The sequence below is a fragment of the Streptomyces sp. NPDC046349 genome (genome assembly GCF_055587885.1).
This window is the reverse complement of record NZ_JBVJFK010000006.1, coordinates 250,498-264,181: the sequence shown is the minus strand read 5'-3', so window position 1 is coordinate 264,181 and position 13,684 is coordinate 250,498. Positions and strand designations below refer to the sequence as shown.

Sequence of the window (13,684 nt, the reverse complement as noted above, 5' to 3'; positions counted from 1 at the left end):
GGGAACAGCCGCACAGGCTGGTCCCGGGGCACGATCCGTCACCCGGGCAGCGGCGGGCGCAGCTCCAGCAGGGTGATCTCCGCCGGCGCGCGGCTGCTGCTCCAGGACCCGCAGCTGATGGTCATGTCGGCACTGCGCCAGGACAGCGGCGCCGCGGAGGACGAGATCGCCGTGCCGATCACCATCCCCCCGCTGGCCCGCCGCGGCCCCTTCGGCTGACTCCGGTAACGACTCCGCCCCGGCCCCCTTCACGGGGTCGGGGCGGGATCTCGTATCCGAGCCGGCTCAGTCCCGCCGGGGCCCGGACAGCACGGGCTCGGACTCGGCGCCGGCCGGGGACGGAGCGGCAGCCGCGGGCACGGTCGCGGGCACGGCCGCCGGACGGCGGCGGTCCGCCGCCTTCTGCACGCGCCGGCCCAGGCGCTGCATCGGCATCTCGACCAGCTGGTACATCAGGTGGCTGACGGCGACGACGACGCCGAGGAAGATCGCCGTCCAGGCGATCCGGCCGAGCGTCGAGGACGGCTGCGGCGGAATGCCCAGCAGCGGTTCGATGGTGCGCAGCAGCGGGATGTGCAGCAGGTACACGGAGAAGCTGATCGCGCCGAGCCAGGTCAGCACCTTCGGGAACCGGCGCTTGCGCAGGAGGAAGCCGACGGCGAAGAGCACCCACGCCGCCAGGTAGGCGACCGACCAGGCCTTCCAGCCGGAGGACCACGTCAGGTCGAGGACCTTGCCATGGTTGTAGAGCCGTCCGACCAGCACACCCGCGACGACGACGAACCCGCAGGCGAGCAGGGCCGGAACGCGGCCGAGCTGCCCGTGCTGCGCCCGGTAGACGACCGTGCCGGCGAACATCGTCGAGAAGATCATCCAGGTCTCGAAGGCGGGGGCCCGGCTGTTGAGCGTGACCAGGACCAGGCCGACGCCGCCGAGCAGCAGGGCGCCCGCCCCGGTCAGCGTGCGGTTGCCGCTGAGCACGCCGGCGAGGCCCACGAGGACGATCGGCGTGACGATCAGCAGGAGCGTGCGGGTCGAACCGATTTCCGCGTTCAGCAGCTGGGTTCCGACGGCCGTACCGGTCACCAGCGCCACGCCGGCCAGGCCCACCGCGATCGGCGCGCTGTGCCGGTGCAGGCCGCGGGTGAACAGGGCGGTGACGAGGAAGTAGAAGACCATCTCGTAGCAGAGCGTCCAGGTGACGTTCATGCCGTTGATCACGCCCAGGAGGTCCTGCAGCATCAGGCCGTTCGCGACCAGCGAGGCCAGGTCGTCCCCGGTGCGCAGCAGCGCGATCGAGCCGTCCCCGGCCGGCAGCATCAGCATCGACAGGACGAACGCGGCGATCAGAGCCGGGTAGATCCGGAAGATCCGGCCGATCCAGAAGGCACGCACATCCCCCCGCCGTTCCAGCGAGGCGGGGATGATGTAGCCGCTGACGATGAAGAAGAGCATGACCCCGAACAGGCCCATGTCGAAGTTCCGCCAGACCGCGCCCCCGAAGGGAAGCATCCGCAGCACGTCGAAGTGGTGAAGTGCCACGATCAGGGCGGCGATGCCGCGCAGCGCGTCCAGCCAGCCGAGCCGGGCACCCGGCGTGGCGGCCCGCTGCGCATCGGACGCGTCGGACGTCCGCCGGGTGAGTTTGGGTATGAGCTTCACCGCAGGGACGATATCCGACGCCCGGTGCCCGGCCCCGCCCGCTGACCGACCGCAGGTCACAGGACCCGCCCAACGGCACGGGAATCGGGGCGACCACCGGCAGGCTGATCCGCTAGGCTGTCAACGGTCACGGGGCGGTCTCCGCCCCAGGCCCCGCCTTTCGCCTTCGCGCCTTCGTGGGGCTTGAGGGAAACCCTAGAACCGCAGGTCAGAGGCCTCTCTGTGAAGGCCCACGAAACGCCCGTCGGCCATTCCTGGAACGTTCAGCCCATCACTGCAGGTCAAAGGCCTCCTGGCACTCCACGGCGAGGCCGGGATCCCGCAGCACCGGAATTCACTGCTGCGGCACCCGTCAGACGCCCCCTGGAGCAGCGATGAACTCCGATGCCGCCGGTCAGGGAACCAGCGACAAGGCCCGCCGCGACTCTGTGGCGGAACGCTGACCACCGCCGTCGACCATCGTGATGGTGAGTCCGAAGAGCATCTTGTTCATCTCGTCCGAGGTGAGACCCAGCTCGGCGGCTACCGCGGCCGGCTTCACGCCGGTGGACCTCAGCCCCTGGAAGACCTTGGTCAGGACCTGGGAGGTCTCCCGCTTCTTCATACCCTCGGGTTCGGCCTTGCGGTAGCCCCGCGTACTGAGCTCGGTGCAGACGGAACGGTACTGCCAGTCGGTGAGGAGTCCGAGATCGTGCATCCGGTAGGTCAGCGCCATCGCGGAGACCTTCCAGATCGTCTTGCCCTTGAGGATCTGGTCGACATGGGCTCCGGCCGGCATGTGGCCGATCACGCTCGCTGAGGGCATGAGGAAAGCGCTGGCGAAGTCGTTCGCCTGCCGCTCTGCCTCGGGTCCGGAGCACTCGCGGTCGCTGCCGTGCATGACGAGATGGCCGAGCTCGTGCGCCGCGTCGAAGCGGCCGCGCTCGACGGACTTCATCGTGTTCAGGAAGACGAAGGGATTTCGCCCCCGCCAAAGCGCGAAGGCATCGACTTCGGCGTACTCGGGCGCGAGGGAGAACACCCGGACACCGTGCGCTTCAAGAAGATGGACCATGTTGGGTGCCGGCGCGCTGCCCAGGCCCCAGCGAGTGCGGACCATCTCGGCCGCGGTCTCCGGATCGGGCTTTCCCAGGGAGGGGATGTCGGCCGCCGGCAGCCGGAAGCGCTCGTCGATCCAGTCGTACAGCAGGGCTGCGAGCGTGCCGGCGGCGCGGGCGGCATCCAGTGTGCGGGCCGAGGTCTTGCTTCGTGCCCTCCACGAGATCCCTTCCACCGGGAGTTCGTCAACCTCCGGGCCTTCGAAGAAGTGCTCGGGGAAGTCGAGGGCCTCGGCGAGGCGACCCACGGTGGTGCGGCGCGGCGTGGTCCGGCCCGTCTCGTAGTTGGACAGGCTCTGCAGGGAGACTCCCGCGAGCTCGGAAAGCTCCGCGAGCGTCAGGCCCCTGCGCTTGCGGGCCAGCGTGATGCGGGACGGGGTGACCATGGTGGGACTGCCTCAGGATCTGGGTGGTGCGGGTGGGGCGGCCAGTATCGCGGCCACCCCACAGGACGGGCCTCAGCGAAACTCGACGGGGATGTCGATCTCGTCGGGTCCATCTTCGTCAGGTCGTTCGATTCCGTCCATCTTGATGACGGGCAGCGGTATCCGCCGGGCCCACTTCTCCACGAATCCGCGCTCGACCTGGACTGGCAGCGACAGCTCACTGTGGATCCGCACAGCGTCCTCGATCTCCACCCGGTAGGAGACGAGGAACCAGGTCTTCAGCGCCCGTGCCTCATCCGCGTCGAGGACGGCCTCATGCGGCCCGACGGGGGTGGGGAAGAGGCCGGGCTGCAAGTTCGCCTCGGCCGCTCGCTCGGTGGCGGCACCCCGCTTGTGGAGGTTGGTGGGATGAAGGGTCTGTATGCCCGTGGCCGAGTCCCCGACCATCGTGCCGATCGCGAGCGTCTTCTGCGGGTTGCAGACGGTTTCGAGATGGTCGTGCAGGAGCCGCTTCCACCCCTCGTGCCGGATGTGTTCCTCCCGAAGGAGCCGCACGTGCTCCTGGTACGCCCGGGTCCCGGCTGTGTTCGCCGGGTGGTTGGGGGTGGCCGTCCGTCGCGCCGCTTCACCGGCATACAGGGCCGGGTGCAGGTACTCCCACTTCGTTCCGAGAGCCGCCAGCTTGGCTCGGATTTCATCGGGAACGGGCGCGACGAGGGACATGGCCATGGAGCCTCCGGTGAGCGACGGAAGAAGTTATAAGAAGGCTACCGCAGACGCGGCGTCAGATTTATAAGATTGCCCCTATCGTCCGCGCCCTGAAGGGGAGTTCACGGATTCATGCACCTCAGACAACACCCTGCATGCCGCCCAACTCGCGGCAGCCGCGACGTGCTGCGACCGGAGTCCGACGTACGGATCGGGCTGAACGAGGAGGGTGGAGTGGCCGCGGGCGGTGCGTTCGGCGGCCCAGGCGTGATCGAGAGCGGTGAAGTCGTCGTCGATCCAGACGACAGGTGCTCTGCCGAGCCACGCGTCGACGTGGTCGCGCTTCCACAGGTAGCCGTCGGGATGGCTGGTGGTGATCTGTGGGCGGGGGAGGTCGAGGTAGGGGAAGTCCGGCAGGCCCAGGAGTGGCCCGATGATCGTGGTGGCGTCCTTGCGCCAGCTCGTGCACCACACCGGGGTGACGAGGTCGCTGGCTAAGAACTCGGTGAGCAGTGGGCCATGGCTGGGGTCGAGCCAGATGGGGACGGGGTCGTCGGGGTGCCGGCCAGTGGGCAGGACGGTGTGGCGGACGTGGGTGGGCGGGGTGGTGCCGTCTGCGGCCGGGAACGGTATGAGGACGCCGTCAATGTCCAGAAGCAGGTAGGGCAGGGTCATCAGTGCCTCCGGGGTCAGCGTTTGCGGGCGGTGATCAGGAGAGTGGTGGGCCACGGGTCGCGGCGAGGGTGGCAGAGCTCCAGTGCCGAGGTGGTGCGCAGGCCGGTGCGGGCGAGGTGTGCGCCCCAGCGGCGGGCATCGAACTCCCATCGCGCGACGGGCAGTCGGGTGTGGTCGGGCATGGTGACGTAGTCCTCGCGCGGGCGGTCGTCCGTGGATGGATGTCTTCCGGCCCGTGCCGGGTGCGGGATGGAGAAGGCCAGGACACCGCCCGGCTTGAGGTGGCGGGAGATCGCGGCGAGCAGGAGCTCGGGGGCGACGAGGCCGACCGCGCCGAAGACGGAGTAGATCGCGTCGAAGGTCTGGCCGGTGGCCTGGAGGTGGTGCAGGGCGTGGCCGGCGGCGTACGCGGCGCCGTCGATGTGCCCGTAGTGGGAGCGGGCACGGCGTATCTGGAGTCCGACCAGGTCTACGCCGGTGACACGGGCCTGATGGTGCTTGGCGAGGTGGGCGACGTTGTGGCCGGGGCCGCAGCCCAGCTCCAGGAGGCGCTTGCCGCGCAGGTCCCGTCCCAGAATCTCAGCTCCGGGGCCGAGGCCCGCGTGGGTGCTCCATTCCATCCGGGCCGGTGCGGTGAGCGCGTGGGCGGGGCTAGCGGCTATCCGCTGGGCAGCGTGGGCGTACCAGGGGGAGACCTGGGCGAGCACCTAGACCTCCAGGAGTTGGACCACGTCGTTCAGGTGGCGGCGGACGACGGGGATGTACGCGGGGTCCTTGGCGGGGTCGTTGATCCAGCGGATCGCCTGCTCCATGAACCACTCCACGGCCCACATGCGGTGCCAGCCCAGGGCCCATGCCTCGGCAGGCAGGCCGCCCCGGGCAGCGAGAGCGTCTTCGTGGCCTCCTGCCGTGACGTACTGCTCCAGGAACACCCGCAGTCGGATGGGGCTCGGCGCCTCGGTGGTGCCGTGGTACGAGGCGAGGTCGATCAGGCCGGGGCCGGTGAAGGCGCGGGCGAAGTCGAGGAGGTGCCAGCAGTTCTCCCCGATGTGGACGCTCGTGGGGTGGAACTCGGAGTGGACCCAGCCGAACGGGTCGAGCGTCGCCCCCTGGGCGCGGGCCTCAGCCGATGCGGAGATCTTCCCCAGAGCGGTCTCGATGTCGTCGCAGTCCGTCCACCGGTCGGACTTCCGCAGCCTCTGGAGGTGATCGAGGGCTCGGCCGGGCAGGGCCGCGAGGCCTGCGCCGTCGAGGAGGGGCAGGCCTCCGGCCGGGCGGGCGGTGTGGAGCATCACGGCGGCGGCGGCGCCATCGAGGTCGTCGGCATCCCGTACGGGGGTGCCGAGGTCGTCCATGAGCATCCCGAGCCACTTGTCCTGCATGGCGATGGCGTGGAGCTCGGGGACGGGCAGCCCGCGCTGGTGTGCCACCCGCAGGGCCTGGGCCTCGCGGTCGAAGGGCTCCTTGGCGTACTTGAAGACGGCCGTGGTGCCGTCGGGGAAGGTGACGCGTTCGACTCCGGACATGCCCCAGACGCGGATCTCGGCACGTTCGGGGATGGGCTTGCCGACGAGAGTGCACAGGTCGTCCAGCAGGGCGGCGGTCAGGCTCTGGTCCATGGGGGTCTCCAGGGGCTGGTGTGCTCCGGGGCGGGCGGGCGGGTCAGCCCGCCTCGGAGCCGTACGGGGGTTGGGGGTTACTCGGCCGCGGTCACGCGGTGGGCGTAGACCTGCTCGATCCAGCCCGCCTTGAACTCGGCCAGGTCGTCACGGAAGTTCGCCATCGAGGCACCGTATGGCGCGACGACTCCGCCGGACTGGTCCGGCACCGACTGGCAGCCGTGCACGAGCCGGCCGCCGAGCGCGGCGTGGGCCTTGATGGACTCGATCCGGCGGTGCTCGTTGAACCAGCCGCCGTGGTAGACCTCGTCCAGCATTCCGCCCGTCTCGTCGTCCAGGTCGAAGACGACGGAGGTGGCGGCGGGGAAGAACCAGCACGGGCCGACGTTGGAGATGTGCCCGTCCAGCTCCACCTTGTTGAGCGCCATCAGCGTGGCCGCCTCGCGCAGCATGCGCAGGTGCTCGGCGGTGATCTGCGGCAGGCCGAGGCCGGCCAGGTGCTCCTCGCGGAACAGGTGCGAGTAGACCCCGTACGCGGTAGCCAGCACGCGGGCGGCATCCGACGTGGACTCGCCGTGGTTCTTGATGAAGTCGAGCGCGAGCTGCTCGACCGCGCTCTCCGTCGTCTCGTCCACGTCGAGGAGCTGGGCCTTGACCAGCTCCCAGTCGGCGACGAGCCAGGTGTTGGACTCGAAGCGGAAGAAGTACTCGGCCGGGTCGATGGTGATGTGCCGGCCGTCCACGTGAATGCCGGGCAGGCGGCTCCAGCGCGGGTCGAAGGCGTCGGGCAGCTCGACCGTGATGGTCGCGGTGTCGATGGTGGTCACCGGTTCTCCGTCTCTGATCGGCCGGGCCGGGGCATAGGAATGCCCGAGCCCGGTGGGGCGTACGGAACTTGGGGCCGCCCGGCCCGAGAGTGGGCGGCTGTCGATAAGTGAACCGTCCACTACGCAGAGTGGGTACGGTGTGACCGAGGCCAAGCGGTATACGCGGTTTACAGCTCCGGAGCGGAGGAGATCGTGCCAGCGCCGACCAACCCCAACTCCCGCCTGCGCGAAACGATCAGCTCTGCCGGGTGCACGTACGAGGCACTCGCCAAGGACGTACGCCGCATCGCCGCCGAGAACGGCGAGCTGCTCCAGACCAACAAATCGGCAATCTCCCACTGGGCGAACGGCACCCGCACGCCCTCCGGCCAGGCAGGCCCGTACCTCGCCGAAGCCCTCTCCCGTCGGCTGGGTCGTGTCGTCACCCAGACCGAGATCGGCCTCCACTCACCCGATACGGAGTCCTCGCCGGACACCGACCCGGTCACCACGGTCACGGACCTCGGCCGCGCGGATGTCGAGCGCCGCCGCTTCCTCGCCATTGCCGCCTTCACCACGGCCGGCGTAGCCATGCCGCTCTTGCACGACCACGAAGCCACCTCCCGCATGCTCCGCGCCCGCACGGCCCGCTCCCTCGTCGGTAGCGACGACATCGACGTCGTACGGCAGATCACCGCAGCCTTCAGCGCCGCCGACGAACGCCTCGGCGGCGGCCACGGCCTGACCACCGTCACTGCCTACCTCGCCGACACCGCAGCCCCCATGCTGCGCGGACGGTTCCCCTCGGAACCCTTACGCCGGGCCGCCTTCGGTGCCGTCGCCGAACTCGCCTACCTCGCCGGCTGGAAACACCACGACCTCGGCCACAAAGGCGCCGCCCAGCGCTACTACCAGGTCGGCTACCAGCTCGCCTGCGAAGCCGACCCCCACGGCCACGCCGCCTGGATGATGCGCGCCCTCGCCCACCAGGCTCTCAGCCTCAAACAACCCCACCACTGCGTCGACCTCGTCGAAGGCGCCCTGCGACGCGGCCTCGGCCACGTCGACGGCCAGACCGAAGCCCTCCTCCACATCACCCACGCCCGCGCCTACGCAGCCGTCGGCGAGAACCCCTCGGCCGTACGCGCCCTCCTCGCCGCCGAAGACGCCCTCCTACGCGAGGACGGGCCCCAACCCAGCTTCTCTCGCGTCAGCGGCCCAGCAGCCGGCACCGTGGCCAGCCATACCGCACGCACCCTGACCGACCTCGCTGATCACATCGGCACCGAGCAACAACACCGCGACGCCCTCACCCGCTGGGACCCGGAGAAGTACAAGCGCGTCCACGCCCTCACCCACGCCGACCTCGGCGACAGCCTCGCCGCCCAGGCCCGCGCCGACGAAGCCGTCGCCGCCTGGACCCAGGCCCTCGTCCTCATGGAAGGCATGACATCCGACCGCACCCGCAAGGCCATCACTTCGATCCGCTCCACCCTCGCGGTCTACCAGCGCCGCCGCGTCCCCGGCGCCGCCGATCTCGCCCGCCGCGCCCGCGAGGCCCTCGCCTAACATGCCCAACAACCCGCCCGACGAAGGGAACACCGTGGCCCAGCAGACCGACGACCGCTCCCAAGCCCTCAAGCCGGCGCTCGAATCGATGACCCTGCTGGTCGCGGCCGTCATCGTCCACGACAAGGCCACCAACCGAGTCGTGCTCCTCCAGCGCAGCAAGAACGCCAAGTTCGCCCCGGGACTCTGGGACCTCCCCGTCGGCAAGAACGAACCGGGCGAGCCCATCACCGAAACCGCAGTCCGCGAGCTCTACGAGGAGACCGGCCTCACCGTGAAGCCCGAGTCCCTCAAGGTCGCCCACATCATCCACGGCGCCTGGGGCGTCGAAGCCCCCAACGGCTTCCTCACCGTCGTCTTCGCCGCCCACGAATGGACTGGCGAACCCGAAAACCGCGAACCCGGAAAGCACTCGCAGGTCCGCTGGGTCGACGCCGACACCATTCCCGAAGCCTTCGTCGACACTACCGCCAGTGCCCTCCAGCACTACCTCAACAAGGGGCGACAGGTGTCGCTGGATGGCTGGTGACGGCGTGGACCGTTTCACGGCGCCGCGGAGTTGATCGATACCGTCACCTAGTGCGCGGCGGCACACGTTCGTGAACGGGATCGAGCTGACCGGCGCCGGCGTAGCGAAAACGTACGCGCGTACGGAGCAACCGGCCGGGCGAATAGTCGAGGTTTCCGGTGTAGACGTCCTTTCCGCTCGTTTCGGCCCACACCAGCGTCATACCGGCGGTGCGCAGCCAGTCGTCGAGCCACTCGCGGTCCATGACCAGCTCGTCCTGTCCGCCACTGGTGACCTTGCGCACCGAGGCGACCTTGCATCCACCTGCATCGGTCCAGTTCGCCTGCCCGTCCCACCGTAGCGAGCCCGGAGACGGTCCAAAGATCGCTGGCGCTGGCGCGTCCAGTGAAATCGTCTCCATGGTGCCCGCGTACTCGTACTCACCCAGGATCTCGTACGACGCCCGTTCAGTGGGCACCGCAAACGGCTGCCGGTATTCGTGGTTCATCGTGTGGGCGTCGCTGGCGTAGTGCAGACCATGCGGGTACTCGCCGACGAATCCCTTCAGAAAGATCGGCCCCCTGAACAGGTCGTGCCCAGCAAGGTTTCTACCCTTCAGATCCTCCAGCAGGGCGTCCAGGTCACTGGTGGCAACGATTAGAGCAGTGATACGGGTCCAGATACTCGGGCGGTTGCCGTCAGCTGCCTGCGGGGGCTTCCACTCGTAACTGCCCGTGAGTACGACGCGCTGCCTCGTGTCGGAGGCGGAGAAGTCGACTGGTACATCGGGGAAGTCACTGTCATCGGCAACCCACTGCTCAGCAACGGAATCGACAAAGCGTGCCCAGTCGTACACGGGAACGCCAGGCCTGACTGCCTGCAGGGTGGCTGACGGCTCGCACATGGTTGGGTCCATCTGGCGCAGACCGTCCGACTGCGGGTGCGGCGTAGCTGGCGCAGGAGGATCCCATTTGCTGACGGTTCGCGAGGCGTGGTCACTGACCTGCCCGACGAGGCGGGACAGGGCGATCCACTGGTACTTCTTACCAATTCGCTCGATCCACTTGGGCTTGCTACGCCCGGCGCCGTACCTATCAAGCACGTGCCTGTCGAATGCGGCGTGCAGGTGCGGCGCGTAACCGAGACCAACGGCCTCATGAAGAATATGGCGAGCCGCCGCCTCCGGCTCGATATCGGGAAAGCCCTGGAACGCGTGTTCGACTTGATACCTGAAGAAGTCGTCATGGATGCAGCTGAAGTGAAGCTTCGGGTAGTGGGCACCTTTGTACGCCTCTACGTCATCGGAGCTTGGCCACTCGATTGGCCACGAAGTTTCGTAAGGGGGCTCGGTACACGACTGGTCGATTAGTTCCGGCAGAACACCTCGGTCGGCTGCCCCGCTAATGATGCTCCTTGCCTCGTCGCGCAGGGCAGCGTTCACGACTTGCTGACCAGCGAAGACCGCATTCCATACCGCTTCCGCGGAGCTTGTCCAGTCGCTGCTGCTACCACCCCGCAGGAGTGCCGCGTAGGCGGCGTAGCAGGCTCGCTCTTTGATCCATTCGTCGTCGATGGCTAGGAACTTCGCTAGCACACCGGGGGCTTGGTCGGGATGGCGTGTGAGGAGCCGGGCTGCCGCGAGGGTAGCGCCGTCCCGGACACGCCGGTCCGAGCAGCCCGTGCACCACAGGAGAGCGGTGACCCACAGCTGGCAGGTTTGCCGACCGACGGCTTCGATGTCCTTATCGCGGCCCCATGTGATCAGCCGGTCCACAGCGCCCTGGCTCTCGTGGGTGTAGTGGAGCCAAGGGATGACGAAGGCATCTCGTTTCGCCATCGGGGCTGGGGACAGCAGATCGTGAAGGAAACCGGCGTTCAATGGGTGGTCGGGGCGCGGGGCGAGGCGGAAGAGCATGTCCATCGCCTCGTGGGAGACGGCCTCGGAGCGCAGGGCCTGGACGACACATGCGCGAGTCTCGTGGGTGAGGTTCGCTACGGAGCGCCACGGCAAGCCCGCGATGACTGCGGTCAACGCGGCGTTGTCGCCGCAAGCGCCCCGGAAGTCAGTGAGTTCGACACCGAACTGGTGGCTGAGGGCGACGGACATGGCCTCGAGTAGGCCAGCATCCGGTGCCGAATCCAGGCCAAGGAGCTGCCTGAGATTCCCGTTCAGCAGTGCCTCGCCTACGGCTTCCGGGGTATCCATGTCCCTGAGGGCTTGGGATACCACCAGGTGGTGGCCGAGGCGTTCGAACGCGACAACGACGATGTGGCCGCCGTTGGTGGAGTCAAGAGGATCGATGTCCTCGGCGAGCAGCCCCTCGCCGATCAGTGCCTCGAGCAGCGAATTCTGGACGGTGGGGTCTGGCCAGAGCCCGCGGAGGAGCGCTGAAGCATCCGGACGTGTCAGCCAGGCGGTTGGCGTTGCACCGACCGCACCGGCGAATGCGTACATGGCCCCATGAACGATCCGGTCGGCGCGAGGGGCGTCGAGTTGGTCACTGATCCGCTCGTTCGCCGCATCGAGCAGGAGGCGGACGAGTTCATCGATGCCCATCGATGCCTGATCCAGAGCGAGCTGGGAGCCCCGCTTCAGCGCGTCGCACAGCAGTCGCAGAAAGAGGGGGTTGTCGAACTCGCCGTGGATTGGCGGGGCGGTCGGGGGCTCCAGGCCGTAGTAGTCGGCGTACTCCGTCACAGCCTCGAACTCGACGCCCTGGAAACCGCGGTGGACGAAGGTCGGCATGTCCAGTCCCGAGGGGACGATCTGTTCAGCGTAATGAGACCGCAAGGTGAATACGACGCGCAGGTTCTCGAAGCGGCTGATGACGGCGACCAGATGGTCCAGCTCGTCTCGCCACAGGGTTCGAGGGCGGGTTTCGTTCAACGCATCGACAACGAGCAGCACCGGACTGCCCGAAGTTCGCCCTACTTGGTCCAGCAGTGCAAGAGCATCCTCACCTGTGAGGTCGGTCGGCAGTTGCAAGCGCTCACGAAGCTGCGCCAGGAGATCGCCTTGGCGGAACCAACGGCCGTGGACGAACAGACTGGGACGACCGTGGGACAAACGCCGAACAACGGCATCGAGCGTGACGAACGTCTTGCCGCGGCCGGCATCACCGGACAGGAGCATCGAATGTGCCCCGGGCAATCGTTCGAACGGGCCGGTCATGGACGAGATCAGCTCCTGGAGACCTTTTTCGAGGCTCCGCAATCCGTCCACCCGCGCTGCGGGGAATCTCACCATGTACTCGGCCTGGTGCTGTCGCCACGTGGGCGAGTCCCAGTCGGGACCATGTTCAGCAGTCAGCGCCGCGCTTTCGGCTTGCTCGGCGTCGGACACTGTGGCGTGAGCATTCTGAAGCGTGCTGTCCAGAACAGCGCGGGAATCGCCGGAGGGCTCTTCCCGCCACTTCTGCAGCGCGCTGGCCACCTTGTTGACCCCATCGCGAACGCTACTCAGGTCGACAGGCTGGATACCTCCGCTGCTCTCTGCATCACGGACCTGATCAGTCAGCTGCCAAAGCCGAGAGACCTGACTATCCAACGCCGCATGCCACTCCGGATCTCCGCACAGTGCGGCGATGGCGTCTCGGGCTGGCACGTCCACGGTGAGCTCCGGAACGTACCGAGGACGCGCAGCCCGGACCGCCTCGTCCCGGCGGTTGTGCCACCAGTTCTCCGGAAGGACATCTGCGTCGAACCAATAGCGAGTTCGGGCGCCTGACTGATCGATCTTCCGCAGCCGCGTGACGAGGTGGGTGTACCACTCGACCTGGAACTTGACCGGCACGCCCAGCTGTGCGGCCTCCTTCCGCCAGTGGCTCAACCAACCTCCTTCTCCATAGACCTTCTGCTGCAAGGACTTGCCCTTGCGCGCTGTGGGACCCGTCGGATCCACGGGAATGGCGATCGTGTACTGCACGAGACGTGGATGGGTCTTCAGCGCAGCTGTCACGGATTTGCTGAGCTGCTTCTCGTCCACGTCGTCCTGATCCACCCAGAACTTGGCCTGCCAGCCGACCTCGCTACCGTCAGGCAGTGTCCAGAAGCACTCGACGCCGCCGTCTCCTCCGGAGCCGTTGAGGCTGACGAAGGTGGCGTCAGGATGCGGCGAGTCCTCCGCCGCCAGTTCGCAGATGAACTGCTCGAACCCGTCCCTCTGGCCGCCGGCACCCAGGGTGCGGAGGCGGGTGAAGTTGATATCGGGAAGATGCATTCCCGCCACCCCCTTGATGCGACGTACGACCTGCGCCGCAGCTGAGCGCAGAACCAACCTGCGTCATTACAGCCTTGCAGGTGGCAGGCGGGGATCCCGTTCCGCCGGCACGTAGGCCATGACGATATACCGGAGCAGAGGGCCTGGACCCAGCGATCCAAAGGCCCGTTGGGTTCCGTGATCGATAGGGGCGCCAGGCAGTGGCGACGGTCGGGCCTGCCGCCGTCGGCCGAACGTACTTCTGGCCGTGGTCGTCGCAGGAACTGAAGCGCTGGGCCTGGATCGGGTCACCCAAATCAGCTACGGCGCCTGGGAATCGAAGCTCTCGACGGCTTTCTCATCGTCGCCTTCGCAACCCACGCATGGACCGGAAACCCGGGAAACCCGCGAAACCCCCAGGTCCGATGGGTAGACGCCGGTGATCTGCTCGGCCAG

General features: G+C 67.9%; 11 protein-coding genes. 3 read left to right on the top strand and 8 right to left on the bottom strand.

Going from position 1 to position 13,684, the window contains the following annotated elements:
- The first annotated feature begins 72 nt into the window (after positions 1 to 72).
- The gene (locus ACZ6JS_RS16535) at positions 73 to 219 is read left to right on the top strand and encodes a hypothetical protein (protein WP_469298493.1); all 147 of its coding nucleotides are present in this window, start codon (positions 73 to 75) and stop codon (positions 217 to 219) included.
- Positions 220 to 285: 66 nt separating this feature from the next.
- On the opposite strand, the gene ACZ6JS_RS16530 is transcribed toward ACZ6JS_RS16535, so the two are convergent.
- The 7 genes from ACZ6JS_RS16530 to ACZ6JS_RS16500 form a co-directional block, all read right to left on the bottom strand.
- A complete protein-coding gene (locus ACZ6JS_RS16530; protein WP_469298492.1) occupies positions 286 to 1,662 on the bottom strand; it encodes an acyltransferase family protein in 1,377 nt (458 codons plus the stop codon).
- 394 nt (positions 1,663 to 2,056) lie between these two features.
- On the bottom strand, positions 2,057 to 3,145 hold the full coding sequence (locus tag ACZ6JS_RS16525) for a helix-turn-helix domain-containing protein (RefSeq protein ID WP_469298490.1): 1,089 nt from the start codon (positions 3,143 to 3,145) through the stop codon (positions 2,057 to 2,059).
- A 72-nt stretch (positions 3,146 to 3,217) separates the two neighbouring features.
- Positions 3,218 to 3,874, bottom strand: coding sequence for a hypothetical protein (locus ACZ6JS_RS16520; RefSeq protein WP_469298489.1), 657 nt, complete (start codon positions 3,872 to 3,874; stop codon positions 3,218 to 3,220).
- A gap of 75 nt (positions 3,875 to 3,949) precedes the next feature.
- Positions 3,950 to 4,528 (bottom strand): HAD domain-containing protein, encoded by a 579-nt coding sequence (locus tag ACZ6JS_RS16515; RefSeq protein WP_469298488.1) that lies wholly within the window; start codon positions 4,526 to 4,528, stop codon positions 3,950 to 3,952.
- Positions 4,529 to 4,542: 14 nt separating this feature from the next.
- Positions 4,543 to 5,235: a class I SAM-dependent methyltransferase gene (locus ACZ6JS_RS16510; RefSeq protein ID WP_469298486.1), complete on the bottom strand. Its 693-nt coding sequence runs from the start codon at positions 5,233 to 5,235 to the stop codon at positions 4,543 to 4,545.
- On the bottom strand, positions 5,236 to 6,147 hold the full coding sequence (locus tag ACZ6JS_RS16505; RefSeq protein ID WP_469298485.1) for a phosphotransferase family protein: 912 nt from the start codon (positions 6,145 to 6,147) through the stop codon (positions 5,236 to 5,238).
- Between the two features lie 77 nt (positions 6,148 to 6,224).
- Positions 6,225 to 6,974, bottom strand: coding sequence for a hypothetical protein (locus ACZ6JS_RS16500; RefSeq protein WP_469298483.1), 750 nt, complete (start codon positions 6,972 to 6,974; stop codon positions 6,225 to 6,227).
- A gap of 192 nt (positions 6,975 to 7,166) precedes the next feature.
- Here ACZ6JS_RS16500 and ACZ6JS_RS16495 point away from each other — a divergent pair, with 192 nt between their 5' ends.
- Both ACZ6JS_RS16495 and ACZ6JS_RS16490 read left to right on the top strand, forming a co-directional pair.
- Positions 7,167 to 8,522 (top strand): tetratricopeptide repeat protein, encoded by a 1,356-nt coding sequence (locus ACZ6JS_RS16495; RefSeq protein ID WP_469298482.1) that lies wholly within the window; start codon positions 7,167 to 7,169, stop codon positions 8,520 to 8,522.
- 1 nt (position 8,523) lies between these two features.
- Positions 8,524 to 9,051 (top strand): NUDIX domain-containing protein, encoded by a 528-nt coding sequence (locus ACZ6JS_RS16490; RefSeq protein ID WP_469298480.1) that lies wholly within the window; start codon positions 8,524 to 8,526, stop codon positions 9,049 to 9,051.
- Positions 9,052 to 9,094: 43 nt separating this feature from the next.
- On the opposite strand, the gene ACZ6JS_RS16485 is transcribed toward ACZ6JS_RS16490, so the two are convergent.
- Positions 9,095 to 13,249 carry an NACHT domain-containing protein gene (locus tag ACZ6JS_RS16485; RefSeq protein ID WP_469298479.1) on the bottom strand — a complete coding sequence of 1,385 codons (4,155 nt, stop codon included), beginning with the start codon at positions 13,247 to 13,249 and terminating at the stop codon, positions 9,095 to 9,097.
- Positions 13,250 to 13,684 lie beyond the last annotated feature (435 nt).